Source organism: Pseudoalteromonas sp. SG44-5 (genome assembly GCF_014164175.1).
Lineage (GTDB): Bacteria > Pseudomonadota > Gammaproteobacteria > Enterobacterales > Alteromonadaceae > Pseudoalteromonas > Pseudoalteromonas nigrifaciens.
This window is the reverse complement of the sequence record NZ_JACJES010000001.1, coordinates 293,059-315,048: the sequence shown is the minus strand read 5'-3', so window position 1 is coordinate 315,048 and position 21,990 is coordinate 293,059. Positions and strand designations below refer to the sequence as shown.

Sequence of the window (21,990 nt, the reverse complement as noted above, 5' to 3'; positions counted from 1 at the left end):
TGATTAAATGAATATAAGAAATGTCGATCTCAACTTGCTTGTGTACCTAAACGTACTAATAGACGAAAAAAGTGTTTCTAAAGCGGCTAATAAACTCGCACTTACCCAACCTGCTATGAGTAATGCGTTAAAGCGGCTGCGTGACTTATTTGACGACCCGCTTTTGGTGCGGGCTTCAGGCTCTATGGCGCCCACAGCAAAAGCGCTGGCACTAAAGCCCGAAATAGAGTTATTACTTAAAATGGCTGAAGAAATTACTCAGCCCACTGAGCTATTCGATCCGACAAGTGCCAAAGTAACGTTTAGAATTATGGCAAACGATTATTTAGAGTCGACGTTAATCGCCCCTTTTATAACTGAGCAGTTGAGTAAAAACCCAGGAATAAACTTTGATATACTCAGCCCAAGTGATGTAAATCTGCAAGATATGGAAAAAGGCACCATAGATTTAGCAATTAACCGCTTTAATGGCCTACCACGCTCGTTTCACCAAGCTACGGTTTGGCGCGATAACTATTGTTGTTTAACGCACCCCAATAATCAATTTTTACAACAGTCGAGCCTAGAAGATTACTTAAAAAGCGAACATATTTGGGTAAATCGTGCAGGTTGGGGGCCTGAGCCCGCTGTTACTAATAAATCTGGTAAGCAAAAGTTAGGATGGGTAGACGAAGCACTGTGGCAATTAGAACAAACTCGAAAAATACGCGTTTTTACACGCCACTATATGATTGCCAGTTTACTGTGCCAGTCAGATAAGTTAATTGCTACATTACCACGTCGCCAAGCTAAGCTGTTAACTACGCATACTAACTTGGTTATCAGCCCAGTACCTTTTCAAATTGTACCTATTGAGGTAAAAATGATCTGGAGCCCATTGTTGCATCATGCATCGGCGCACCAATGGTTACGCAGAGAACTACTGGAATTTGCAAAAACAATTGCCGACAGGTAGTAATACTAGTGCAAAGGTATATAAAATTTACAACGAGTAACTTGCACAGTAGGTGTTGCAAATTACTCGTTAAATTCGCCTAAACTTAGGCTTTAATGCGTATTAATAAGGCTTATAGCGCTGTACATGTTTCAATTGCATCACCCGTGCTACCATCTTGCATATGGCTAAACAGCGTGCCTTCAGAGCCAGTACCTGATGCTTTAGTCCAAAACTCGTACTTGTCATTCATATAGCGCGCACCACTAGCCGACACAGCAATCTTCATTTCGTATTCTGTACCTAAATAGTCAACTGTTGCAGTGTCTGTAGAGGGGTAAGTTACCGCCATTGTATTACCACTTTCACACTGATAGTTATGCACTATTACCGCTGTTTGTGCCGTGTTTTTTACGTCGGTGTGGCTGTTGTCTTGTGGCTCATTACCACAAGCCGAAAGCATTAATGTGGTGATAATAATAGCAGGAGCAAAAATTTTCATAGCAGTCTCTTTATTGTTAGTTAGTGGTTAAACCATTGCCTGTGTAACAAGGTTATTGTTAAGTGTTATCTGTTAACTTACTAATAATAGATACTTATACCAGTGTGGTTAAGCCTCTGTATCTAGTTTGTAAAATTAACAACTGTGGCTACTGTAAGCTAATTAGGCTTAATGTAGCCTTGCTAAACACACTAAAATTCGTCGTAATTTAACAGTATTGATATAATCAATATCAGTTATTGAAAACAACAATTTTATTAATACTAGAGTTAGCGCTAGAGTGAAGTTAAGCCAACTAACTAAGAGTAATAATTATGCAAACTTCATCAAGCTTCACCCAACAAGACGGATTGTTTATTAATAGCCATTTTCATCAATTTATTGAGCAGCAGTTAGCACCACAAGCGGCGATGCTAAGCGATGATATTTATCAGGTACTTGCCACTTTAGTAGATGAATTTGGCTGTACTTGTCGTAAAACTAAACATAATGCGGATGATGTTTTAGACGTGCAAACATTGCTTAATGCTTATCAGCATAATAACCACCCTTATTGCAATGTAGACTCGCAAACAACAGAAGCTGTTCTGGATGAGCATTGCTGCCAAGTTCCAGCCATTATTGTAGTTGCGTTAATGGATACGCTTAGCGGCACATTTAATACCGACCAAGATGCACATGCTATTTATCATCGTGCTGCGCAGTTAACTAATCGTGCATGTACGCATCGCGTAAACCTTGTTAACGTATCTGCAGCCTAATAATGGTGTTGTTTAAAAGTGCTCGATGACCCTAAGTGCAAAGTCTGTACAGCTTAAGGGCATCGAGTTATGAGGCTCAGATAGCAAATCAAACGTAACCTCTCCCGCCGTTAACGTGCGCTCTAAGGCATTTTCTATTAAATTAGCCGCCTCATGCCACTGCATAAACTTAAGCATTAATACCGCACTTAAAATGCTGCTGCTCGGATTCGCTTTATTTTGCCCAGCAATACGCGCAAATGTACCGTGCGTGGGTTCAAAAAATGCTACCTCATTATTTAAATTAGCCGCCGGCATTATGCCTACTCCACCTACTTGTGCGCTAAGCATATCTGCTAAAAAGTCACCATTTTGATTAGTCGTTGCAACTACATCAAATTGCTCTGGGTGCATTAAACACTGCTGTAACATGTTATCGGCTATAACTTCTTTAATTATAAGTGGTGGCTGCCCTTGTCGTGGAATATGTAACCAACGGCCGTTTTCATCGTCAATGGCTTGGTATTCACGCTTAGCGAGTGCAAAGCCCCAGCGTTTAAATGCACCATCAGTAAATTTAAGCACATTGCCTTTGTGCACTAAAGTCAGCGATTCGCTGTTATTTTTTAGCGCGTAATTAATTGCGTAACGTACTAGGCGCTCTGAGCCTTCTTTAGAAATGTTTTTAATGCCAATTCCGCATTCTTGGGTAAACCTTAAACGCGTAACCCCCATTTCTTCGCATAAAAAATCGAGTACTTTTTCGCTTTCAACACTACCAGCTTGCCACTCTATACCCGAGTAAACATCCTCACTGCTATCGCGCAACACAGTGATATTAGTTAAATAAGGATTTTTTAACGGCGATGGCAATGCACTAAAGCCTTTTATAGTGCGCATATTGACAAATAAATCCATTTCTTGTCTAAGTGCAACGTTAAGCGAGCGAAAACCACCACCCAAAGGAGTCGTTAATGGCCCCTTAATCGCTATTTTACATTCTCTTACTGCATTTATTGTTTCTTGTGGAAACCAATCACCATCATATAGTTTGGCTGCTTGCTCACCATTGTATACCTGCATCCAATGAATTTTTCGCTTTGCTTGGTAACAATGCGCTATCGCGCTATCAACCACTTTTCGCATTACAGGCATCACATCTTGGCCTACACCATCACCATCAATGTAAGCAATAATAGGTTGCAACGGAATTTGCCATTGGCCATTTTTTGCTATTTTTATGCTTTGCCCCTGTTCGGGCACATTAATATGTTGATACTGCAAAGCTAACATCCATCAAAAGTACATTACCCTCGATTAAAGCATGTTAAATTAAGCGTGTCTGCAGTTGCTTTTTATAGCGACTATTACAGTAATGAATAGTCAGAACTTGCCATTTTATAGCTGTTAATAAATGAGTTTTTGAATTGGCGCAGCTTATAATAATTAAAACTGTAAAAGTAATCTTAGTGGTTTTTATACGCACTTATTATTTGCAGCCGGGCATTTTTAATGCGCTTCGCTATTCGCTGTTTTTATAACTTTATAAAAATATTGGTAACCATATTCACTAAAATTTTGTGACTGCTGATTCATAAAGCCATGCAGGTATAGTGTTTTTAAACAGCGCACATTGTTTTTGGCCGATAAATTAGTTATTAATTCATCTACATTAAAGTGCGGTTCAAACCCAGGGAAAATGAATTCACATGGATGAATAGCATCTATATTTAAATAATTACGTATTTGCGTAGGATAAAAAGCAATTACTTTTTTAAGATGCGTAGTTGTAGTACTCGCTTGTGCCCGCCATGCAGCGCTAGCACCGGCACTAAATGCAATACAAATAGTGGGTTTGCTTAATTTATTAAAATATTCTTCGAGCTTGGCTGCATATTCGTCATGGCCACAGTGTTTAATAAATAACTTATAGTATTCCTCTTCATTTTCAAGGGCTTGATGAACTCCATTATAGGGATCAACTATTTGGTTTTCAGCATTAAAGTGCTTAGCTAATTGCTGTAAACAAGGTGTTTTACCGTAAATATCGCTGATAACTAGGTATTGCATCATTTCCCTTTTAAGTTATTGATAGTGGCTGTCATAAATAATATAACAAAAAGCTTGCATATAAAATACAACTGGGTTACCTTCCCTCTCTGGTTTAAATAAACCACCGCGGTTAACCATTTACCCTGATCCAGTAAGCCCCGCAAAACGTATATTCAAAAGCTAAGTTATTGTACGGCGAGAACCCCTTAAATAATACCGAGATGATTTTATTATCATCGCAAAAGTGTCATAAAGATCGTCAACACTGTAATGAAGCTAAACACAACATCGTTAATTTATTAACTGCATATAGCTATAAAAAATAGCGCAGAATAAATAACAAGAATAAAGTGAGTTTTATTATGTCTTATAAATATAACGGGTCTATGATCCAAATTGCACATCCAGTGCAGTCAATTTCAGTAAACAAACATCGTGTAATTTTTAGTGATACACAAGGTTTAAAAAATGCATTGTTTCAAAAAGCAAGCGATGCGCGTCAATTTGTTAAATGGCTAAAAGCCAGCTAACCTACACTGATTATAATTTGCCTACTTATTAGCGCAATAATCAAAATTAAATGCCAGCCTTGTTGCTGGCATTTTACTTTTTATCACTTTATTAGCTACACTTAAGGTTAATAGAATAATAGTAGGTAATTTTTGTAATGCTCCGCGCATTTTTAGTTGTTTTTATACTTAGCTTATTCAGCTCACCTGTTATTGCTAACACCATTAACTGGTTAACGCATGACTTTGCACCCTACTACATTTTAAATGGAGAAAACAAACACCAAGGTCGCGACGAAAGCATTATTTCTTTACTCGAAAAACAACTCCCCAATATTACTTTTAATAGAATACTCATTCCTTCGGGCAGAGTTATCCAAGAACTCTCCAATACCTCAGCCAATACGTGTGCTTTGTCACTGTATAAAAATAGTTTTAGAGAAGAGCGCATTTACTTTACTGATGAAAGCTCTACTACTGGCCTTTCTCCTGCAGTAGCTATGCATATTAAGCTCAGTAGAGCACTTAAGCTACCTGCTGATAAAGCGGTGTCGTTAGCCTCTTTAATTACGGCTGATAAGTTAACTTTAGGTATTTCTATGAGCCGCTCTTACGGTAACGAAATAGACACACTTATTAATACCACACCCGATATAAATTTAATTATTAGACCTACCCGAGATAGCTTAGCAAGCCTTACTTATATGCTTAATTTAAAACGCATTGATTTGTTATTAGGTTACCCAAGCGAGCACTACTATTTAGCTAAATCTATGAATTTTGATAAAAGCCTAACACAGCGACCCCTTCTAGAGTCACCTGAGTTAAGTTATGGCTATATAGGTTGCACTAAAAACCAGCAAGGTGCCAAACACATTGCTTTGTTAAATGAACAACTAAAAATAATTAAACAAACCCAAGCTTATACGCAAATATTAATGCGCTGGTTACCTGCGCATTTAAAAATAAAGCTTAAAACACGCATAGCAGAAACAAAAAACGCCACATAATGTGGCGTTTTTATCGAAGTGCTTACTTCAGATATTACTGACGAATACCTTCAATAGATAAACCAATATCAACATGAGTTGATGCAGGGCCTAAATTGTAGTCAATGCCATAGTCAGCTAACTTAAGGCTAGTTTCGCCTTCAAAGCCTACACGATGACCACCCCATGGATCTTTACCTTCGCCTACTTTATCTATTTCAAAGGTAATGGTTTTAGTAACGCCATGCAAAGTAAACTCACCCGTCACTTCACCAGAATCGTCGTCATCAAACTTTACGCTGGTACTTTTAAACGTTGCCGTTGGGTATTTACTAACATTTAAAAAATCTTTACCTCGTAAGTGCTTATCGCGCTCTGCATGGTTAGAATCTAAACTCGTGGTATCAATGTTTACCGTGATCTGTGATGCGTTTGGTGTTTTTGCATCATAACTAAATGTACCGTCAAAGGTATTAAAGCGACCATGTAACCAACTATAGCCTAAATGCTTTATTTTAAAATTTACAAACGCGTGTGCGCCTTGTGTATCAATCACATAATCAGCAGCGTTTACAGCACTTGCCGATAGCAGCATAGCGCCTGATACCGCGGTACTTAATAGTAGTTTTTTCATTGTAATCATCCTTTTATTGGTAAATACCCGTTAACATTAATAGCTAATCTGAGTTCAGGTTAGCTATTAATTTTTAGCGTTAATTGGTTTAATCATTCGAATTAATGTTTTATCTTTATCTATAAAATGGTGTTTTAATGCACCTAGTGCATGCAGTACAGCAAAACCAATTAAAGTGCAGGCTGCGTAATAATGCACTTCCCCAGCAATATCGGCTTGTCCGTCAAATGTAAAGTTTATTGCTGGCACATTGAATAACGTAAACACTTCGATAGCTCGCCCATCTGCGGTAGAAATTAAATAGCCTGCTACAACAATAACCGCCAAAATAATGTACATAATAATATGGGCAGTGTGCGCTATTTGGTTCATTGTTTTGTTAGTACCCAGTGGCTTAGGTTGAGTCGAAAAAGAGCGCCATAAAATTCTAAACAAAAACACCGCAGCTAAAGTCAAACCTATGCTTTTATGCAAGTCTAATGAGCCTTTATACCAACTATCGTAGTAGGTAAGTTCTACCATGTACAAGCCAAGGCCAAATAAACCAAAGATAGTTAATGCCATTAGCCAATGTAAAATAATCGCAATAAGCCCGTAAGATGCAGGCGAGTTTTTAAACATGTCTCTATTCCTTTATGTTATTACACCTACAATATCGCGCAAGAGCATAAATAGGAATAACATTTACAAACACTTTACGTGCATATACGCACAGAAGTATGTTTACGCAGCCAATTTTATTAACTAGTAGGTAATAAGTAGAGAATTATAAGACTTGCATGCGGAGCTTTTTAATAACTATTGTTAATTGTAATCGTTATTAAAAGAGGTTGTTTTTGAGTGCTTATTAATAACTATTGAGTCGATTTTTTGCTGAGGCTCACATAAATAAGGCTATCTGATGTCACTTGCAGGCAGGTAATTAACCCTTCTTTTACCAGCTCAAGTATAGCGATAAAGCTCACCACTACACCGCTTCGCCCTTCATTAACAGTAAAAAGTGCACTAAATGGTAAAGCCGATTGAGTATGTGATAACTGCTGCAATATTTGGCTCATGCGTTCACGGGTAGAAAGTACTTCGGCGCTAATTAAGTGATGTTCTAGTGTTTTAGCGCGCGCCATTATATCGCTCAGGGCAAAAAGTAAATCTTTAAGTTGCACTTCAGGAAGCTGCTCAGTGATATTTTCAGCCACCGGCATAGCAGCATGGGCTACAAAAATATCACGACCCACCCGCGGAATTTCGTCTAAGTTCTCGGCGGCTTTTTTAAATTGCTCGTATTCTTGCAAACGTTTAATAAGCTCTGCACGTGGATCTTCCTCTTCTTCTAGCTCTTTGTGTACGGGCAACAGTAAACGAGATTTTATTTGCGCCAATAAGGCTGCCATCACTAAATACTCGCCCGCAAGTTCGAGTTGAAACTCAGTCATCATTTCAACATAACTCATGTATTGCTCTGTAATACTAAAAATAGACAATTCGAGAACATCAAGCTTGTGTTTTTTTATTAAATACAGCAATAAATCGAGCGGGCCTTCAAACGTTTCTAAAATAATTTCCAGCGCATCTGGCGGAATATATAAATCAGACGGTTTATCAACCATGGCTTTACCATGTAAAAAAGCCAGTGGCAGCTTTTGCTGCACTGGCTTTTCAATGGGGGTGCTTATTGGTTTGGTGTTTTCTTCGTTCACTATTTTTTACTCAAACGGACTAGTATCACCACAGCCAACACGCAAAATTTGCACTTCATCTTCAGATAAATCAACCACTGTGGTTGCTTGCTCTGCTAAATAACCACCATGGATAATTAAATCTACGTGTTTATCTAATCGCTCAATAATTTCATCTGGATCTGACTCAGTGTATTCTTCACCTGGTAAAATAAGTGAACACGACATGAGTGGCTCGCCAAGTTCCTCTAGCAATGCACACGCAATAGGATGCGCTATAACGCGTATACCTATGGTTTTTTTCTTGTCGTTTAATAAACGTTTTGGTACTTCTTTAGTGCCTTTAAAAATAAAAGTATAAGGCCCGGGAGTATTGTTTTTTATTAATCTAAAGGTTTGATTATCTACGCGTGCATACGTAGAAAGCTCAGATAAATCGCGGCACACTAAGGTAAAGTTATGGTGTTTTTCTATGCCACGAATACGCTCAATACGCTCTTTTGCTTGTTTATTACCAATATTACACCCTATGGCGTACCCCGAATCTGTAGGGTAAACAACAACGCCGCCTTGCTTAATTATATCGGCAGCTTGTTGAATTAACCTTGATTGTGGATTCTCTGGATGAATATGAAATAGTTGACTCATGTTGCTGCTCCTTCTTGCTTTTCCCAAGCTTGCCAAACGCCGCGGCAATCCTTAGGTAAGTATAGATTTTTACCAAGCTCTAAGTAGCTTGTCGGAAAATGAAAATCAGACCCTTGTGAACACAACAAATCATACTCACGGCTCAACTCGCCTAAAAATTGACGATCACTTGGTGCTTGCTGAGGCTGAGCAACTTCCATTGCGTCTCCGCCGACAGATTTAAACTCAACCAATAATTTGCGTAGCCATTTATTAGACATTTGATAACTGCTAGGGTGAGCTAAAACCGCCACTCCACCAGCGGCATGAATCGCCTTAATAGCCGTTTGCATATCGCACCAACTACTTGGTACATAACCGGTTTTTCCGCGCCCTAAATATTTTTTAAATACCCCAGGAAAGTTTTTTGCAACACCGCGTGCTATTAAAGCGCGAGCAAAATGCGCGCGAGTAATTTGCGCATCTTTTGCAAGCTCTTTGGCTTGCTCGTAAATATCATCAAAGCCATTTTTAGCTAGGCGCGTACCTATTTCTAACGCGCGAGTTTCGCGTTTTTGCTGTTGCTCTAGCAATAAAGCCGTTAGGTCTGAATTTTCAGTATCAATATTTAACCCCACAATATGAATTTCAAAGCTTTCCCAGCGGGTTGATATTTCAACTCCAGTGATCAGCGATAATGGTAGGTTTTCGGTATCAATAATATGCTGAGCAGGCTTTATGGCCGCCACAGTATCGTGATCTGTAATAGCAAACACATCTATATTTTTATCAACAGCACGATGCAATAGCTCTGCAACGCTTAGCTGCCCATCGGAATGTGTTGTATGGCTATGTAAATCATATTTTATCAAAAGAAAACTACTTAAAATTAAGTGTGGAAAGTATCAGTAATTAGTATAACAAGTTTTTTAACTAAATTGTTTTTAAATAAACACTTGACATCAAAGCATATGATACGTTTTACTGTAGCCACTTAAAGACACTATAAGCATTAACAATAATGAACAATTCTACTTTAAACACTATTTGGTGGTGGCACTCGTAATTTCCGGGTGATGAATTGTCGTGTCTAACAAATATTCAAAACCCGCAACTGTGCGGGTTTTTTTATCACTAAATTTTATAATTATTATTTAAACGTATCTTTTTAACCAGTAACGACTGGAAAAAATAAAAAGCATTAGAGGCTAAAAAACATGAATAACAATCTTACTCTTACACATCGTTGGTGGCGCTTAATTTAGCGGGACGGTAATGATCTGTTTGTAATTTAGATATCGTTATTTAAACCCCGCATTGCACAGCATTGCGGGGTTTTATTTTTTTGAGGGAATGAGGTTTGATTTTTAGTCACATAACTACCACACCAGGTGAAGTAACCAGCATTACGCAAGTACGCGACTATATTAGTAGCCCGCTTGCACTATATAGCGCACTTGATAAGCCAAATTCGCTACTGCTTGAGTCGGCTGAAATTGAGTCTAAAGACAGTGTTAAAAGTTTAATTTTAGTTGATTGCGCACTGCGTATTGTATGCCAGGGTAAAACCGTAACGATTACAGCGCAATCAAATAATGGGCAACAGCTACTAAGCTATTTACAAGCCAATGTAAAAAGCTGCGAAGCCACTCTAAACGAGACAACATTAACGCTTGCGTACTTAAGCTCAAACAATGATATTGACGAAGCGAGTAAGTTGGTTGCCGATAATGCATTCAGTGCACTGCGCACCTGTATTAACAGTATTAAAAGCACCACCAACAATCCTTTTTCGGTTTTTTTAGGCGGTGTATTTGCCTACGATATGGTAGCCAATTTTGAACAGTTAAGTGATGTGCCAGACGGCGAAAACACCTGCCCCGATTACGTATTTTATTTAGCCGAAACACTAGTGGTAATTGATCATCAAAAACAAACCACAGAACTTATTGGTAATGTATTTAATGGCCCCGACGTACATGCAAACTGCTTTGAAGTAGGTAAAGAGTTAGAGCGCTTAAATACCTTATGCGATAACGCTGCACAATTTAGCGCCAAGATGCAAAGCGGCGAATGCGATGTTGCTATTGATATAAGCGACGAAACTTACTGCGAACAAGTAATTAAGCTTAAAAAGAATATTGTAGATGGCGATATATTTCAGGTTGTGCCTTCGCGTACTTTCTCGCTGCCTTGCCCCGATCCACTTCATGCTTACAGCAAACTTAAACAGCAAAACCCCAGCCCGTATATGTTTTATATGCGCGACGAAGACTTTGCTTTATTTGGTGCATCACCCGAGTCAGCACTTAAATACACTGTGGCATCAAAACAGGTCGAAGTGTATCCAATTGCAGGTACTCGAGCGCGTGGCAAATTTGCGAATGGTCAAATAAATCTAGACTTAGATAGCCGCATCGAGCTTGAGCTGAGAAACGATCAAAAAGAGCGCGCTGAGCATTTAATGCTAGTTGATTTAGCCCGTAACGATGTTGCCCGTATTAGCGTAGCCGGTACGCGCTTTGCAAAAGAGCTATTAAAAGTAGACCGCTACTCTCAAGTAATGCATTTAGTGTCGCGCGTTGTCGGCACGCTAAAGCCAGAGCTTGATGCACTACACGCATACCAAGCATGTATGAACATGGGAACCTTAGTTGGTGCACCAAAAGTACGCGCTGCAGAACTTGTGCGCCAAACCGAAGGTAAACGCCGTGGTAGCTACGGTGGCGCTGTAGGTTATTTAACCGGTGATGGCGCTATGGATACCTGCATTGTTATTCGCTCAGCCTTTGTAAAAAATAATATTGCTTACGTGCAAGCCGGAGCCGGAGTGGTATTTGACTCAGATCCGCAGTCAGAAGCAAACGAAACCCGTGCTAAAGCACAAGCGGTTATTACTGCTATTAAATCTACTTTCGAGGCGGGTTAACATGAGCCAGCAACACCCAATTAAAATTTACTTTTTAGATAACTTTGACTCGTTTACCTATAACTTAGTTGACGAGCTAACTATGCTTGGCTGTGAACTGGTTGTTTACAGAAACAATATTAGCGCTGAGGTTATTTTTAATAAAATGCGCCAAGAGCAAGGCCAAGTGCTATTAGTACTTTCCCCAGGCCCTGGCACACCAAGTAATGCAGGCTGCTTAATGGATTTAATAGCGCTTACCAAAGGTCACTTCCCTATGCTGGGTATTTGTTTAGGCCAGCAAGCTTTAACCCAAAGTTATGGCGGCGTAATTGGCCATGCTGGGGAAACCGTACACGGCAAATCGTCAATAATTGATTTAGGTGAACACCCAGTATTTAACGGTATGGGCAGCACTATGCCCGTAGCGCGTTATCACTCTTTAATGGCCACTAAAGTGCCTGATAATATTGCAGTAATTGCCCAATACCAAGATATTCCTATGGCTATTTATCATCATGATGACAATGTTTTAGGGTATCAGTTTCATCCTGAGTCTATTTTAACCCCAAACGGCGCGCAGCTATTACAGCAAAGCATTGCCTACTTAACCGCTAGCCAATAAAGGAGAACATAATGAGTATACAAACCAAGCAAAACATTAATGTTCTCAGTGCTAATATGCACAATGCGAGCATTCAAACTGCAATTGAGCAACTGATAAGCAACCAATCATTAAGCTACACGCAATCTAAAGCGCTGTTTGATGAAATAATGCAAGGTAACATGAGTGATATTGAGCTTAGCGCACTGCTTATAGCGTTAAAATCAAAAGGCGAAATCAGCGATGAAATAGCTGGCGCTGCGGCGTCTATGCGAGAAAATGCGCTTGCCTTTAATACTACCCGTAACCAACTTGCTGATTGCTGCGGCACCGGTGGCGATGGCTCTAATACAATTAATATTAGCACTACCGCTGCTATTGTTGCAGCCGCGGCAGGTATTAATATGGTAAAACACGGTAATCGCAGTGTCTCGAGTAACTCAGGCTCTGCCGATTTGCTCAAAGCATTGGGCATCAATATTGAAATGACGCCAGCACAAGCGGCAAATTGTTTAGAACAAACAGGCTTTACTTTTTTGTTTGCACCTCAGTACCACCCAGGCGTGCGCCACGCAATGGGCGTACGTACTGCCCTTAAAACACGCACTATTTTTAATATTTTAGGGCCTTTGGTAAATCCAGCTGCGCCTGAAGTACAGTTACTCGGGGTATACAACCCCAATTTATGCCTACCTATGGCACAAACATTAAGAACCCTAGGCACCAAGCGCGCAATGATAGTACATGGCTCTGGCACCGACGAAATTGCTCTGCACGGCCCAACTACTGTGGTTGAGTTAAATAATGGCAACATTAGCGAGTATACGCTTAACCCAAGTGACTTTGACCTTGCAAACTATTCACTTGAACAACTAACCGGTGAAGGCCCACAATACAACGCTAATGTCTCTCTTGCTATTTTGCAAGGTAAGGGTGATGAAGCGCATAATGCCGCTATTATTGTTAATGTGGCCGCACTGTTATACCTAAGTGGTAAAGCGCAATCGCTAAAAGACGGCGCACAACAAGTACACACGTTATTAAGTTCAGGGCAAGCCATGAACACACTAAATGCAATTATTGAGGTAAGTAATGGCTAATGTATTAGACAAAATTGTTGCTGATAAAAAATTAGAACTAATTGAGCGCAAAGCCGCTCGCCCACTAGATAGCTTTAAGCACCTTGCGGTGCCAACAACTCGCAGCTTTTATAAAGCACTTGCAGCCCCTGGCATTCAGTTTATTTTAGAATGTAAAAAAGCATCGCCGTCTAAAGGGCTTATTAGAGAACCTTTTAATTTAACAGAAATAACCTCGGTTTATAAAAAGTATGCCAGCTGTATGAGCGTGCTAACCGACACCAAGTATTTTCAAGGTAGCTTTGATTACTTAGAGTTTGTACGTAGCCAAGTAGAGCAACCTCTTATTTGCAAAGATTTTTTTATAGACGAGTATCAAGTATATATGGCGCGTATTTATGGCGGCGACGCTATATTATTAATGCTCTCAGTACTTGACGATGAAAGCTATAAAGCATTGCATAGCGTTGCTGACTCGTTAAATATGTCGGTGCTAACTGAGGTAAGTAACGAAGCAGAAGTACACCGTGCGCTTGCCCTTAATGCTAAAATAATTGGCATTAACAACAGAGACTTACGCGATTTAAGTACAGATTTAGCCACCACCGAAAAGCTACGTAAACTTATTCCGGCTAATAAAGTCGTTATTTCGGAGTCGGGTATTTACACCCACCAAGACGTAAAACGATTAGCGCCACTTTGCGATGGCTTTTTAATTGGCAGCTCACTTATGAGCGAACGCGATTTAGAACAAGCCTGCAAAAGAGTTATATTAGGCGATAACAAAGTATGTGGCTTAACGCGCAGCCAAGATGCGCTTGCAGCGTATAAAAGTGGCGCCGTATATGGCGGGTTAATTTTTCATTCTAAGTCGCCTCGTTATGTCGACTTAGACTGCGCCATAGAGCTTAGCCAAAGTGCACCGCTTAACTTTGTTGGGGTATTTGTAGATGCGCCTATAGAGCAAGTAGCCCAGTACGCAAGTGTGTTAAAATTGGCGGCTGTGCAATTACACGGTAAAGAAAGTGACGATTACATTACCACCTTGCGTACACAACTACCTAGCGACTGCGAAATTTGGAAAGCACAGGCAATAAAAGATGCATTGCCGACTCCAGTACATGGTGTTGATCGCATTTTGTACGACACCCACAGCAACACCCAAGCTGGCGGTACAGGTAAAACATTTGATTGGTCGGTGCTACGTGATGCCACCACCCCCTTTATGCTTGCTGGAGGCTTAAATCCTGAGAACATTAAAGAGGCACTTTTTCAAGGCGCCTTAGGGCTAGACCTTAATTCTGGAGTGGAACAGTCTCCGGGTAAAAAGTGCCCTAACAAGTTACAAAACGCATTTACAAGTATTAGAAATTATTGAGGTTAAAATGAAAAATCCAGCTTATTTTGGCGAGTTTGGCGGTATGTTTGTACCCGAGCTACTTGTCCCTGCGCTTAAGCAGTTAGAAAACGAATTTAACAAAGCACAAAAAGATCCACAGTTTCAGGCTGAGCTTTCAAAATTACTTAACGAGTATGCGGGTCGCCCTACGCCACTTACTTTAACGCGTAATTTAATTAAAAACCCAAAGGTTAAACTGTATTTAAAGCGTGAAGATTTACTGCACGGTGGCGCGCACAAAACTAACCAAGTACTTGGCCAAGCGTTATTAACTAAACGTATGGGTAAAACAGAGGTTATTGCCGAAACAGGTGCAGGCCAACATGGTGTTGCTACAGCACTTGCTTGTGCTCTACTGGGTTTAAAATGCCGTATTTACATGGGTGCAAAAGACGTTGAACGCCAGCAACCAAACGTATTTAGAATGGAGCTAATGGGCGCGACTGTGATTCCGGTAACAGCGGGTTCAGGCACATTAAAAGATGCTGTAAACGAAGCACTACGTGACTGGTCAGCAAATTATCAAGATGCGCACTACCTACTTGGTACTGCAGCGGGCCCACACCCATTCCCAACTATTGTGCGTGAATACCAAAAAATTATTGGTGAAGAAGCAAAACAACAAGTACTAAAAGCTGAAGGTCGCCTACCTGATGCCGTTATTGCCTGTGTTGGCGGCGGTTCTAATGCCATTGGTATGTTTAGTGATTTTATTAACGAGCCAAGTGTAAAGCTCATTGGTGTTGAGCCTGCTGGTAAAGGTTTAGATACACACGAGCACGGTGCCACTATTTGTAAAGGCACTAAAGGTATATTGCACGGTACTTACACCTATATTATGCAAAATGACGACGGCCAAATAGAAGAGTCGTATTCTGTATCTGCCGGCCTTGATTACCCAGCTGTTGGGCCGCAACATGCATTTTTACACGAAACAGGTCGTGCACAATATGTAGCCATTACCGACACCGAAGCACTAGACGCTTTTCAGTCGCTTGCCAAAAATGAAGGTATTATTCCGGCGCTCGAATCTAGCCACGCCCTCGCTTATGCACTTAAATATGCAGAAGCGCTAACTGATGAAAGCATTATAGTGGTTAATTTAAGTGGCCGAGGCGATAAAGACTTAGCCCACGTTCACAATGTATTGTCGCAAGGAGGTCAAATATGAGCCAAGTAAAAACAGATCGCTACGGTAAAATGTTTGCAGCCCTAAATGAGCAAAAACACGGGGCATTTGTACCCTTTGTAACTATTGGCGACCCCGGTAAAGAGCAAAGTATTGCTATTATTAAAAGTTTAATTGATGGCGGCGCTGATGCCCTAGAGTTAGGTATTCCGTTTTCAGATCCAATCGCAGATGGACCAGTCATTCAAAAAGCAAATATTCGCGCCCTTAATGTACACATTAACACCCAAGACTGCTTTGATATTATTAAACAAATACGCCAGTACAATGCAGATATTCCAATTGGTTTATTACTATATTCAAACTTAGTTTTTAAGCGCGGTATAGACACCTTTTATAAAGATGCTAAAGCCGCCGGCGTAGACTCTATTTTAGTGGCCGATGTGCCACTGCATGAGTCAAAAACATTTAGAAAGGCAGCCATGGCAAACGGTGTAGACCCTATCTTTATTGCCACCCCTAATGCTGATGACGACACGCTTCGTGCATGCGCATCGTATGGCAGAGGTTACACTTATTTACTGTCGCGTGCGGGAGTTACCGGCACTGACGAAAAAGCGCAAATGCCAGCGGGCAACATTGTAACTAAATTAAAAGAATACCATAGCGCACCAGCACTATTAGGTTTTGGTATTTCAACGCCTGATGATGTAAAAGCCGCATTAAATGCCGGTGCTGCGGGGGCTATTTCGGGCTCGGCAGTGGTTAAAATTATCGAAGCAAACCTTGATGATTTACCCACCATGACCACACAATTAAAAGCCTTTGTAACTAAAATGAAAGCTGCTACAGCGCTTTAATAAACTACAACGGAAATTAAAAAAGGGCATTTTTAAAATGCCCTTTTTTGTTTTTATAAATAAAGTATTTAACGGAGAATAAAATTAAAGAACATCTTTTAACGCTTTAGAAGCCTTAAACACCGCTTTATTAGCCCCTTCAATTTCAATACTGGCACCGGTTTGTGGATTACGCCCAGTGCGTGCTGGGTAATAGCTTAATGCAAAAGTACCAAAACCGTTTATTTGAACTTGATCCCCTTCTGCTAGCGACTTAGTAATTACTTTTTGTAAACTGGTAAGTGCTGCTTGTGCGTCTTTTTTAGTTAACTCACTTTTTTGAGCCATAGCGGTAACTAGTTGTGCTTTATTCATTGAATGCTCCTAAATACACGCATAATGAAATTAATTAAGCGTGGGAATTTAACCATAATATAAAATAAAGTCAGGGAGGCTAAGGCTTACAAGGACGCAAGTCAACCCTGCAGCGTTAATACAATTAATATTAGCTGTACATTTATTTCAGACATAAAAAAGCCGCGAAATACGCGGCTTAATTAATATTAATCAGTTTTTAAAAACCAAATAATTTCAATCCAAAAAACTTAGTTGCAACTGTGTTTATAAATATAGTCGCTAAAATAATTGGAATAAACGTTGAAAGCGAAAAGTTAACATATTTTTCCATAAAGCTGCCTGCATAATTAGGCGAGCCTATGCTCAACTCTTTACTTAAATTTGCTTTTTTCCAGCGGTACATTACAAATAAACACACCATTAAACCGTTAAGCGGTAAAATGGTGTCGTAAAATACATCGTAAACTACATCAAAAAAGCTTTTACTTTCACCGCCGTAACCAGTAAACGACGTTAAGCTATCTACCATACCAAACGACATAGTACATAAGATTGTAAGTACGCCTGTGGCTAAGGTTAAAATACCCAATGCTTTTTTACGGCTTATGCCTTTGCGATCGCTTAATGTTGCTGTAGGTACTTCTACAATAGAAACGAGTGATGTAATTGCAGCAAAAAATACTAATAAAAAGAATAAGAATGCCACTGCCGATGCACCAAAGTAACCAATATCATGTTGCAGTGCTAACAATATTTTAGGAAGGTATACAAATATCATCGATACTGATGAATCAGAAAGCGTTGCTGGGTCTGTATTTGGATCAAAGCTAAAAATAGCCGGTAACACCATTAAACCTGCAACAAACGCAACTAATGAGTCGGTAATCGCGACCATTTTTGCACTGCCTACAATGTCGTCCTTTTTAGATATATAAGACGCATACGTCATTAAAATACCCATACCAAGCGATAATGAGAAAAATGCTTGCGCTAACGCACCATTTAACACACTGGCATTCATTTTAGAAAAATCAGGAATAATATAATACTTAACGCCTGCCATCGCGTTATCTAGCGTTAATACATAACCCACTAACACAATTAACATGACAAATAATGCCGGCATTAAAAATTTAGCCGCTTTTTCTATTCCTTGCTTTACGCCACCTAACAAAATTAAGTTAACAACAAGTACCACAGCTGCCATATAAGCAAATACTGTGTAGCTATTAATAAACAACCCAAAGTGTCCAGGGTTTGCCAACGAATCTAAATTACCAAGTGCGGTTTGCGTTAAATAGCCAAAAATCCATACGGTAATAACCATATAAAAAACCGCTATCATAAAAGGAGTAAATACAGCTAAAAAGCCAGCCAACTTCCATTTTGTGTCATTGTTACCCAATATTTTGTATGAACCTAGGGGATCTTTTTGCGCTTTACGGCCCATGGCCATTTCAGCCATCATTACGGGTAAACAAATAAATGCGACAAACAAGGCATAGACGAGCAAAAATGCGCCACCACCGTTTTTTGTTGCAGAAACAGGAAAGCCCACTAAATTACCAATGCCCACAGCAGAGCCCGCCGCTGCTAATATAAACCCTAGGCGGGAGCTAAAATGCTCTCTATTTTCACTCATGTATAAACCTTGTTATTATTTATCTTATCTATGGGACTCTAACAGTGTTACACAGCGCTTTTCAAGCAATTACACAGTAAAAAAATATTCTCACTGTAAACAAAGCTGTAAACACTTTTAATTCACCATTTTTCAACGCTATGCTAGTATACACTTAACTAAATTTAACAAATTTTATGAGATTCTTTATGTTGTACATGATTTATTCAATCGATGTTGAAAACAGCTTAGCACTGCGTAAAGAGGCCCGACCAGCGCACCTTGCACGCTTAAGTGAACTTGATTCGCAAAACCGTTTACTGACTGCAGGCCCGCTTCCGGCTATCGATAATGAAGACCCAAGTGATGCAGGTTTTACCGGTTCACTAGTAATTGCTCAGTTTGACTCTTTAGAGGCCGCCCGAGAATGGGCAGCAGCCGACCCTTATGTTGCGGCTGGCGTATATGAAAACTCAATTGTTAAACCATATAAAAAAGTATTCCCTGCTTAATAACACATGTACTTAACCTTGAATGATCTCACTATAAAATTCAGGGTTTGTTCACTCGTTAATTATTAAACTGTTGCCGTAAAATTCTTATTAAGTATTTAATTGAATTTTGGTAACTCAGTTTATTAAACTGAGTAGGTCTGATCTAGGAGTCCCGTCATGCGCGTATTATTAATCCTCAACTTTTTCGCTTGTATTTGTTTTGCTAATACGCTGCAAGCTAATACAATAACCAAGGTTAATAGCGTTGAGATAAGCAAAAAGAAAGCGGTAGTACTTGCAAAAGAAACCACTGACGGTACGACATTAAAAATTACCGAAAAAATAAATTTTTATACTGTACGAATTTTAAAATCTGACGGCCACGTCGTAGATTTAAAAATAAATAAAAAAACTGGCGAAGTGAAAAAGGATTGATTGATGCGAATTTTAGTTATAGAAGATGATTTACACTTAGCAGATAACCTGCGTAATGCTCTAGAAAAAGAACGTTACAGCGTAGATTTATGCCACGATGGTGAAGCGGGTCTTTTTCATATCACTGAGTACCCTTTAGACATGGCTGTGGTTGACTTAGGTTTACCTAAAATAGACGGGATTGAGCTTATTAATAAAGCCCGTGCCCAAGGCATTACCATTCCTATTTTAATACTAACAGCGCGCGATCGTTGGCAAGACAAAGTAGAAGGCTTAGATGCCGGTGCAGATGACTACCTAACAAAACCATTTCATGTTGAGGAGCTAATTGCCCGTTGTAATGCACTAATTCGCCGCAGCGCAGGTAAAGCAAACCCAGAAATGACAGCAGGACCAATTAAAATTCATACTCGCTCGCAGCAAGTGTGGGTTGACGATAAAGAGTTAAGCTTAACTGCATACGAATACAAAGTACTAGAATACCTCATGGTTAATCCGCAAAAGGTAATTTCTAAATCAGAGCTTACTGAGCATATTTACGACCAAGACTTTGACCTTGATTCGAACGTAATTGAAGTGTTTGTACTGCGTTTACGTAAAAAATTAGATCCTGAAGGCGTACTAAATCCTGTAGAAACACTACGAGGACGCGGCTACAGGCTTAAAAGCCAGTGGTAGCACCGCAAATATCGTTAAAAATAAGGCAAGGATTTATCCTTGTCTTTGTTTTGTTAGTCGCCCTGCCTATTTTGTTTTACTCTATAGGCACCGCTTATTATGCCTCTTTGGTTGATGCAACAGAAAAAAACCTCGAAGCCCATCTGTACTCCCTAATTTCTGAAGTCGACTTTACAGAGCGCGGCATTATTATGCCCAGCACTATTTTAACCCCCGAACTTAATAATTTAAATTCAGACACCTACGCAATGATATACCGCGATGATGTACCTATTTGGTATTCTGAGTCGGCGGTGAATGTTAATTTTACGCCAGAATATATTGAGCCCAAAGCCGGCGCCGCTGACTTTAGGCGTGTGGAGTATAATAACACCAGCTATTGGCAATTAAGCTTAACCGTTATTCTCAATAATATTGATCAGTCTGAGCAAGCACGCTTTATTTTACTCAAACGTAACGACGCGTTAGTAAAGCTTATGGATGGCTTTAAACAAACACTGGTTGACTGGATGTTTATAATGGGAATAGCAATTGCTGGGTTAATGGCAATTGGTTTTATTTGGAGTGCCCGCCCACTACAGCGCCTAGATAAAGAAATTAAAGCGATAGAGTCTGGTGATATACAAGAAATAAAAGGCTTGTACCCAGTAGAGTTACAAACAATAAAAGCTGATTTAAACTTATTACTTGAGTCGCAACAACGCCAAAAAGAGCGCTACAGAGCGTCATTAAGCGACTTAGCCCACGCACTTAAAACACCATTGGCAGTACTAAAGTCGAGTCCATTGGCAAATGATGCAGATGCACAAGAACAACTAGATCGCATCAATGTGATGATCGAGCATCAATTAAAGCGTGCTGCTACAGGTGCTTCCGACACTTGGAAAAAACAAACCGTTATTAAACCTGTTTTAGACTCTATTTTAAGCGCAATGGGTAAAGTATACCGCGATAAAGATATTATTTTTGACTGTAAAGTAGGTAAAAAAGATTACTTTTTAGGTGATAAAACCGACCTAATGGAATTACTTGGTAATTTAATTGATAACGCCTGTAAAGCATGTCGCTCGCAAGTAACCATTAAAGTAGCGCAAGGTAAAACCCTGTGTATTAGTATTAGCGACGACGGCCCAGGTGTACCACAAGACAAACGCGAATCTCTGCTTACCAGAGGCACACGCTTAGATACCTACGAAAGTGGCCATGGTGTGGGTATGGCAATCGTATCTGACTTAGTTAAGTCGTATCGTGGCTTACTCACAATTTCTAAGTCTGAGCAATTAGGCGGAGCCAAGTTTATGCTAGAGTTTAATTACCATGAAAAAAAGTAACCTTATAATTTATTTATTAAGCTTAACTTTATTATTTTTTAGCTCGGTAAGCTTTGCCCAGCAAACATGCAAATTACCTGCTCAAGCAACACCAGAGGTTACTAAGCGTTACATTCAGTGCCTAGATGATCAGTTAAATACAGCTAAACAACTACAAAATACTTGGATCCAAAAGCGCAAATTTGAGTTAAACAAATTAGAATTTGAAACTGGCAATACGCAAATTTTACAGCTGTTTATAAAAAGCATTGCCAGTAACGAAAATTATATTAAGCATAGTTGCCAATGGCGCTACTCATTAAAGTTACCTAACGCTTTGAGCGCCGCAATAACCTATAAAACCTGCGAGCTATCACTAGTAGAGCAATTTACTTTAGACTTAAAGCGGCCTCTTTAATATTCAAAATAAGTGCTGCGCTATTGATATCGACATAAGTAGCGATACTAATAAAT

25 protein-coding genes are annotated in these 21,990 nt (G+C 39.7%); 15 read left to right on the top strand and 10 right to left on the bottom strand.

Annotated features, from left to right (window positions below; all coding sequences use genetic code 11):
• Positions 1-7: 7 nt before the first annotated feature.
• Entirely contained in the window at positions 8-955 is a 948-nt protein-coding gene (locus H5079_RS01545; RefSeq protein WP_011327987.1) for a LysR family transcriptional regulator, read from the top strand.
• Between the two features lie 112 nt (positions 956-1,067).
• Here the strand turns inward: H5079_RS01545 and H5079_RS01540 are convergent, their stop codons facing one another.
• Positions 1,068-1,436, bottom strand: a complete 369-nt coding sequence (locus H5079_RS01540) for an MliC family protein (RefSeq protein WP_011327986.1) — start codon at positions 1,434-1,436, stop codon at positions 1,068-1,070.
• 314 nt (positions 1,437-1,750) lie between these two features.
• On the opposite strand from H5079_RS01540, the gene H5079_RS01535 reads away from it, so the two are divergent.
• Positions 1,751-2,197: a hypothetical protein gene (locus H5079_RS01535; protein WP_011327985.1), complete on the top strand. Its 447-nt coding sequence runs from the start codon at positions 1,751-1,753 to the stop codon at positions 2,195-2,197.
• 12 nt (positions 2,198-2,209) lie between these two features.
• Here the strand turns inward: H5079_RS01535 and icd are convergent, their stop codons facing one another.
• Together icd and H5079_RS01525 are read right to left on the bottom strand one after the other, a co-directional pair.
• The gene (icd, locus tag H5079_RS01530; protein ID WP_182683271.1) at positions 2,210-3,460 is read right to left on the bottom strand and encodes an NADP-dependent isocitrate dehydrogenase; all 1,251 of its coding nucleotides are present in this window, start codon (positions 3,458-3,460) and stop codon (positions 2,210-2,212) included.
• A 225-nt stretch (positions 3,461-3,685) separates the two neighbouring features.
• Entirely contained in the window at positions 3,686-4,246 is a 561-nt protein-coding gene (locus H5079_RS01525) for a hypothetical protein (protein ID WP_011327983.1), read from the bottom strand.
• A 344-nt stretch (positions 4,247-4,590) separates the two neighbouring features.
• Between H5079_RS01525 and H5079_RS01520 the strand changes: the two genes are divergently transcribed.
• Complete coding sequence (locus H5079_RS01520; RefSeq protein ID WP_007375427.1) at positions 4,591-4,758, top strand: hypothetical protein; 168 nt, start codon at positions 4,591-4,593, stop codon at positions 4,756-4,758.
• Positions 4,759-4,895: 137 nt separating this feature from the next.
• Complete coding sequence (locus tag H5079_RS01515; RefSeq protein ID WP_182683270.1) at positions 4,896-5,747, top strand: transporter substrate-binding domain-containing protein; 852 nt, start codon at positions 4,896-4,898, stop codon at positions 5,745-5,747.
• Positions 5,748-5,781: 34 nt separating this feature from the next.
• Here the strand turns inward: H5079_RS01515 and H5079_RS01510 are convergent, their stop codons facing one another.
• From H5079_RS01510 to H5079_RS01490, 5 genes are all read right to left on the bottom strand, one after another.
• A complete protein-coding gene (locus H5079_RS01510) occupies positions 5,782-6,360 on the bottom strand; it encodes a YceI family protein (protein WP_011327980.1) in 579 nt (192 codons plus the stop codon).
• A 66-nt stretch (positions 6,361-6,426) separates the two neighbouring features.
• The gene (locus tag H5079_RS01505; protein WP_011327979.1) at positions 6,427-6,981 is read right to left on the bottom strand and encodes a cytochrome b; all 555 of its coding nucleotides are present in this window, start codon (positions 6,979-6,981) and stop codon (positions 6,427-6,429) included.
• Between the two features lie 233 nt (positions 6,982-7,214).
• Positions 7,215-7,967 carry a ScpA family protein gene (locus H5079_RS01500; RefSeq protein ID WP_259398038.1) on the bottom strand — a complete coding sequence of 251 codons (753 nt, stop codon included), beginning with the start codon at positions 7,965-7,967 and terminating at the stop codon, positions 7,215-7,217.
• Positions 7,968-8,063: 96 nt separating this feature from the next.
• The gene (locus H5079_RS01495; protein ID WP_011327977.1) at positions 8,064-8,684 is read right to left on the bottom strand and encodes an L-threonylcarbamoyladenylate synthase; all 621 of its coding nucleotides are present in this window, start codon (positions 8,682-8,684) and stop codon (positions 8,064-8,066) included.
• Positions 8,681-9,535 (bottom strand): RNase RNM, encoded by an 855-nt coding sequence (locus H5079_RS01490; protein ID WP_182683269.1) that lies wholly within the window; start codon positions 9,533-9,535, stop codon positions 8,681-8,683. Before H5079_RS01490 ends, H5079_RS01495 begins: the two co-directional genes overlap by 4 nt.
• Positions 9,536-10,023: 488 nt before the next feature.
• On the opposite strand from H5079_RS01490, the gene H5079_RS01485 reads away from it, so the two are divergent.
• Genes H5079_RS01485 through trpA form a run of 6 tightly spaced genes read left to right on the top strand, consistent with a single transcriptional unit; the run spans position 10,024 to position 16,642 of the window.
• The gene (locus H5079_RS01485; protein ID WP_182683268.1) at positions 10,024-11,592 is read left to right on the top strand and encodes an anthranilate synthase component 1; all 1,569 of its coding nucleotides are present in this window, start codon (positions 10,024-10,026) and stop codon (positions 11,590-11,592) included.
• Position 11,593: 1 nt separating this feature from the next.
• Positions 11,594-12,196, top strand: a complete 603-nt coding sequence (locus tag H5079_RS01480; protein WP_041454404.1) for an aminodeoxychorismate/anthranilate synthase component II — start codon at positions 11,594-11,596, stop codon at positions 12,194-12,196.
• 11 nt (positions 12,197-12,207) lie between these two features.
• A complete protein-coding gene (trpD, locus tag H5079_RS01475) occupies positions 12,208-13,275 on the top strand; it encodes an anthranilate phosphoribosyltransferase (protein ID WP_089368172.1) in 1,068 nt (355 codons plus the stop codon).
• A complete protein-coding gene (gene trpCF, locus H5079_RS01470) occupies positions 13,268-14,632 on the top strand; it encodes a bifunctional indole-3-glycerol-phosphate synthase TrpC/phosphoribosylanthranilate isomerase TrpF (RefSeq protein WP_182683267.1) in 1,365 nt (454 codons plus the stop codon). The genes trpD and trpCF overlap by 8 nt, the downstream gene beginning before the upstream one ends.
• A gap of 7 nt (positions 14,633-14,639) precedes the next feature.
• Positions 14,640-15,824: a tryptophan synthase subunit beta gene (gene trpB, locus H5079_RS01465; protein WP_011327971.1), complete on the top strand. Its 1,185-nt coding sequence runs from the start codon at positions 14,640-14,642 to the stop codon at positions 15,822-15,824.
• A complete protein-coding gene (gene trpA / locus H5079_RS01460; protein ID WP_089368170.1) occupies positions 15,821-16,642 on the top strand; it encodes a tryptophan synthase subunit alpha in 822 nt (273 codons plus the stop codon). The genes trpB and trpA overlap by 4 nt, the downstream gene beginning before the upstream one ends.
• 84 nt (positions 16,643-16,726) lie before the next feature.
• Here the strand turns inward: trpA and H5079_RS01455 are convergent, their stop codons facing one another.
• Positions 16,727-16,996, bottom strand: a complete 270-nt coding sequence (locus H5079_RS01455) for an HU family DNA-binding protein (RefSeq protein WP_011327969.1) — start codon at positions 16,994-16,996, stop codon at positions 16,727-16,729.
• 199 nt (positions 16,997-17,195) lie between these two features.
• Positions 17,196-18,620: a sodium-dependent transporter gene (locus tag H5079_RS01450; protein ID WP_011327968.1), complete on the bottom strand. Its 1,425-nt coding sequence runs from the start codon at positions 18,618-18,620 to the stop codon at positions 17,196-17,198.
• Positions 18,621-18,808: 188 nt separating this feature from the next.
• Between H5079_RS01450 and H5079_RS01445 the strand changes: the two genes are divergently transcribed.
• The 5 genes from H5079_RS01445 to H5079_RS01425 all read left to right on the top strand — a co-directional run bounded on the left by H5079_RS01445 (position 18,809) and on the right by H5079_RS01425 (position 21,934).
• Positions 18,809-19,111, top strand: coding sequence for a YciI family protein (locus H5079_RS01445; RefSeq protein ID WP_058373227.1), 303 nt, complete (start codon positions 18,809-18,811; stop codon positions 19,109-19,111).
• A gap of 159 nt (positions 19,112-19,270) precedes the next feature.
• Positions 19,271-19,528 (top strand): PepSY domain-containing protein, encoded by a 258-nt coding sequence (locus H5079_RS01440; protein ID WP_011327966.1) that lies wholly within the window; start codon positions 19,271-19,273, stop codon positions 19,526-19,528.
• A 3-nt stretch (positions 19,529-19,531) separates the two neighbouring features.
• Positions 19,532-20,206, top strand: a complete 675-nt coding sequence (locus H5079_RS01435) for a response regulator transcription factor (RefSeq protein ID WP_007375447.1) — start codon at positions 19,532-19,534, stop codon at positions 20,204-20,206.
• Entirely contained in the window at positions 20,200-21,537 is a 1,338-nt protein-coding gene (locus H5079_RS01430) for an ATP-binding protein (protein WP_011327965.1), read from the top strand. Before H5079_RS01435 ends, H5079_RS01430 begins: the two co-directional genes overlap by 7 nt.
• Positions 21,524-21,934 (top strand): hypothetical protein, encoded by a 411-nt coding sequence (locus H5079_RS01425; RefSeq protein WP_086995569.1) that lies wholly within the window; start codon positions 21,524-21,526, stop codon positions 21,932-21,934. Before H5079_RS01430 ends, H5079_RS01425 begins: the two co-directional genes overlap by 14 nt.
• Positions 21,935-21,990: the final 56 nt, after the last annotated feature.

Excerpts from the sequence above, each read along its gene's own strand:
- H5079_RS01545 (WP_011327987.1), top strand. The coding sequence starts at position 8 with ATGAATATAAGAAATGTCGATCTCAACTTGCTTGTGTACCTAAACGTA.
- H5079_RS01540 (WP_011327986.1), bottom strand. The coding sequence starts at position 1,436 with ATGAAAATTTTTGCTCCTGCTATTATTATCACCACATTAATGCTTTCG.
- H5079_RS01535 (WP_011327985.1), top strand. The coding sequence starts at position 1,751 with ATGCAAACTTCATCAAGCTTCACCCAACAAGACGGATTGTTTATTAAT.
- H5079_RS01525 (WP_011327983.1), bottom strand. The coding sequence starts at position 4,246 with ATGCAATACCTAGTTATCAGCGATATTTACGGTAAAACACCTTGTTTA.
- H5079_RS01520 (WP_007375427.1), top strand. The coding sequence starts at position 4,591 with ATGTCTTATAAATATAACGGGTCTATGATCCAAATTGCACATCCAGTG.
- H5079_RS01515 (WP_182683270.1), top strand. The coding sequence starts at position 4,896 with ATGCTCCGCGCATTTTTAGTTGTTTTTATACTTAGCTTATTCAGCTCA.
- H5079_RS01510 (WP_011327980.1), bottom strand. The coding sequence starts at position 6,360 with ATGAAAAAACTACTATTAAGTACCGCGGTATCAGGCGCTATGCTGCTA.
- H5079_RS01505 (WP_011327979.1), bottom strand. The coding sequence starts at position 6,981 with ATGTTTAAAAACTCGCCTGCATCTTACGGGCTTATTGCGATTATTTTA.
- H5079_RS01500 (WP_259398038.1), bottom strand. The coding sequence starts at position 7,967 with ATGGTTGATAAACCGTCTGATTTATATATTCCGCCAGATGCGCTGGAA.
- H5079_RS01495 (WP_011327977.1), bottom strand. The coding sequence starts at position 8,684 with ATGAGTCAACTATTTCATATTCATCCAGAGAATCCACAATCAAGGTTA.
- H5079_RS01480 (WP_041454404.1), top strand. The coding sequence starts at position 11,594 with ATGAGCCAGCAACACCCAATTAAAATTTACTTTTTAGATAACTTTGAC.
- trpD (WP_089368172.1), top strand. The coding sequence starts at position 12,208 with ATGAGTATACAAACCAAGCAAAACATTAATGTTCTCAGTGCTAATATG.
- trpCF (WP_182683267.1), top strand. The coding sequence starts at position 13,268 with ATGGCTAATGTATTAGACAAAATTGTTGCTGATAAAAAATTAGAACTA.
- trpB (WP_011327971.1), top strand. The coding sequence starts at position 14,640 with ATGAAAAATCCAGCTTATTTTGGCGAGTTTGGCGGTATGTTTGTACCC.
- trpA (WP_089368170.1), top strand. The coding sequence starts at position 15,821 with ATGAGCCAAGTAAAAACAGATCGCTACGGTAAAATGTTTGCAGCCCTA.
- H5079_RS01455 (WP_011327969.1), bottom strand. The coding sequence starts at position 16,996 with ATGAATAAAGCACAACTAGTTACCGCTATGGCTCAAAAAAGTGAGTTA.
- H5079_RS01450 (WP_011327968.1), bottom strand. The coding sequence starts at position 18,620 with ATGAGTGAAAATAGAGAGCATTTTAGCTCCCGCCTAGGGTTTATATTA.
- H5079_RS01445 (WP_058373227.1), top strand. The coding sequence starts at position 18,809 with ATGTTGTACATGATTTATTCAATCGATGTTGAAAACAGCTTAGCACTG.
- H5079_RS01440 (WP_011327966.1), top strand. The coding sequence starts at position 19,271 with ATGCGCGTATTATTAATCCTCAACTTTTTCGCTTGTATTTGTTTTGCT.
- H5079_RS01435 (WP_007375447.1), top strand. The coding sequence starts at position 19,532 with ATGCGAATTTTAGTTATAGAAGATGATTTACACTTAGCAGATAACCTG.
- H5079_RS01425 (WP_086995569.1), top strand. The coding sequence starts at position 21,524 with ATGAAAAAAAGTAACCTTATAATTTATTTATTAAGCTTAACTTTATTA.